Origin of the sequence: Shewanella sp. TC10, from assembly GCF_009663145.1 — a bacterium.
GTDB lineage: Bacteria > Pseudomonadota > Gammaproteobacteria > Enterobacterales > Shewanellaceae > Shewanella.
The window spans coordinates 1-2,339 of record NZ_VKHR01000118.1 but is presented as its reverse complement, the minus strand read 5'-3'; the positions used below and the strand labels follow the sequence as shown (position 1 = coordinate 2,339).

Genomic DNA, 2,339 nt, shown 5'->3' with positions numbered 1-2,339 from the left:
GCATTATTGTTGGCAGCAGCATCAACAATAATGCTGTGTGGATGTTCGCCCGTGATGTTAATAACATGACCAACTACTATAGCCAGTTTGCACCTGAGCTTGCCAAGACCCAATATGCCAAAGAAATGTGGGCGCTTTTTGAAGCTGGCGAGCTAACACCAGACACCGAGCTCACTGGCGAATTTGCAGAAAGTGAACATATCGCTGATGTGGATTCTGTACTTGAAGAAATCAATGCCGCACGAGAAGAAGAACAAGAAAGATTACAGCGCATCGTTGATGCCAATGAAGAGCTGTAATATTGAATTAATATGGTTTTTGGCATCATATTAACTCACTTTTAGTTGCATAAAAGTGAGAGCGGCTTTCATTTGTTAGACTAAAAGCTGCTTTCTCTTTTCAACCAACAAACTCCTTTCGACTATCAAGAATCAGTCAACTATCAAGAATCAGTCGACTATCAAGAACCTGTCAACGTTCAAGCTCCTGCAATTAGTTATAAACTTATGTTTGTCATTGATATGGCTGTCTTTAGCGCTTCTTGAAAACATTAGTGATGCTTTCCTAACACACCATTTTCAAATATCTAGCCCTGCCAGGATGTTAATTTCAAGTTAGTGATATTGAACATTTTATTTATCATTTTAACTATAAAATCTTCGAGCTTATTCACAATCTAGTGTTAGACAACGAACTCTAGCCCTAAGTTAGTGCTCTCATAAATACTTACTATTTATAAAAGTTATCTCATGAGTACTATCGAATCCATTACCTTGATGCTGGCCCTCACCTACAGCATCTGTTTACTTTATTGGAGCAAGCAAAAATGGGGCGCAGCAGTAAGTGCAGGCTTACTTGGGACTGCATTAATAATGACCCTCCATTGGCCGTTATTTGTCGGGTTAGCAATATCTTTAGTGGTATTACCCTTATTCAATAAATATCAGCCAGCGCTTGCCCAAGGCGGTGTCGTTGACGGTCAACGCGTTAAAGGCAATAAAGCCAATCAATTAAAAGAAATGATCAGGCATGCCCTCGCCCTGTCGATGATGCTTGTTGGGATTCAATTTGCCATCAATGCCGCCATGTTAAAGGCTGAAATAACTCCTTGGTTAGTACGCCCTGATATTGGTGATGCGTTTTTGCCAATTGCAGGCGGTATTGAGCTTAAAGCCATTTTAGGTTTAGGGCTGTGGGATCAAAATCACCCAGCTGCAGCCGTGATGCTGGTTGTTGTGCTATTAACAGGTCTGCTATGTAAGCGTGCTTTTTGTGGTTGGGCTTGTCCGCTTGGGTTAGCGGGCGATTACTTATACAGCTTAAGAAAGCGCTTTATCAAACAGGAGTTTGCCCCACCAGCCTGGTTAGACTCGATACTACGCATGTTGAAATACTTGCTCATGGCAGCGCTGATTTTATTAGTGTTCACAATGCCGCTTGCCAGTATCCCTCATTATCTCAATGGCTATTATCACAAGGTTGCCGATCTAAAAATGGCGATGTTTTTCTTAAGTCCAACAGCCATTAGTTTAATCTGTTTTAGTATCATTCTTGGATTAGCGGCATGGAAACGACAAGGATTTTGCCGTTACATTTGCCCTTATGGTGCCTTGCTTGGACTGGTAAGCTTTTTAAGCCCATTTAAAATACGCCGCACAACTGAGCAATGTCTTATTGAAGGTAAAGGCATGAAATGCGACAAGTGCACTCGCGCTTGCCCAGCCAACATTATTGTTCACACCCAAACCACGATTCGCAGTGATGAATGCCAAGCATGTATGAACTGTATTTCTGCTTGTCCGAAAAAAGAGGCGCTACATTTTAGTACTCGCAGGGGAATGGTAATGTCATATAGAGGCTTAGCAGTCCTAGTCTTAATGCTGTTATTTATGCTCCCACTTTGGGCGTATGTCGGCGGATTTTGGCATAGTGAAACGCCGACAGAAATTCGCATGATGCTCATTCAACACCTAAACAGTATCGGTCACTAATATTGATGATTAGCCGACACAGCTAATTTACAACCATAAAAAATGCCGCGCCCCCTGAGGGTAGCGGCATTTCAATATCAGCGGAAAAATCTAAATTGCTGTGCTTATTTACCTGCGAATGCAGCTGCTTCAGCTTGGCTAGCTAAGTACTCGTCAAAAGTACCGTGGAAGCTCACCAGTTGTTGGTCTTTCACATCAATAATGTGGGTTGCCAAAGACGACACAAACTCACGGTCGTGGCTGACAAAAATCAAAGTACCTTCAAACAATTTAAGCGCGTTATTTAACGCTTCAATGGCTTCCATATCCATGTGGTTAGTCGGTTCATCCATGACTAACACGTTAACG

At 42.2% G+C, this 2,339-nt stretch carries 1 protein-coding gene and 2 pseudogenes; 2 read left to right on the top strand and 1 reads right to left on the bottom strand.

Annotated elements, in window-relative coordinates:
- Together FNZ24_RS21560 and FNZ24_RS21335 are read left to right on the top strand one after the other, a co-directional pair.
- Positions 1–299 (top strand): annotated as a pseudogene (locus FNZ24_RS21560) (serine protein kinase RIO); the annotation flags it as partial.
- Positions 300–749: 450 nt separating this feature from the next.
- Positions 750–1,991: a 4Fe-4S binding protein gene (locus FNZ24_RS21335; RefSeq protein ID WP_153916810.1), complete on the top strand. Its 1,242-nt coding sequence runs from the start codon at positions 750–752 to the stop codon at positions 1,989–1,991.
- Positions 1,992–2,095: 104 nt separating this feature from the next.
- Here the strand turns inward: FNZ24_RS21335 and FNZ24_RS21555 are convergent.
- Positions 2,096–2,339 (bottom strand): annotated as a pseudogene (locus FNZ24_RS21555) (ABC-F family ATPase); the annotation flags it as partial.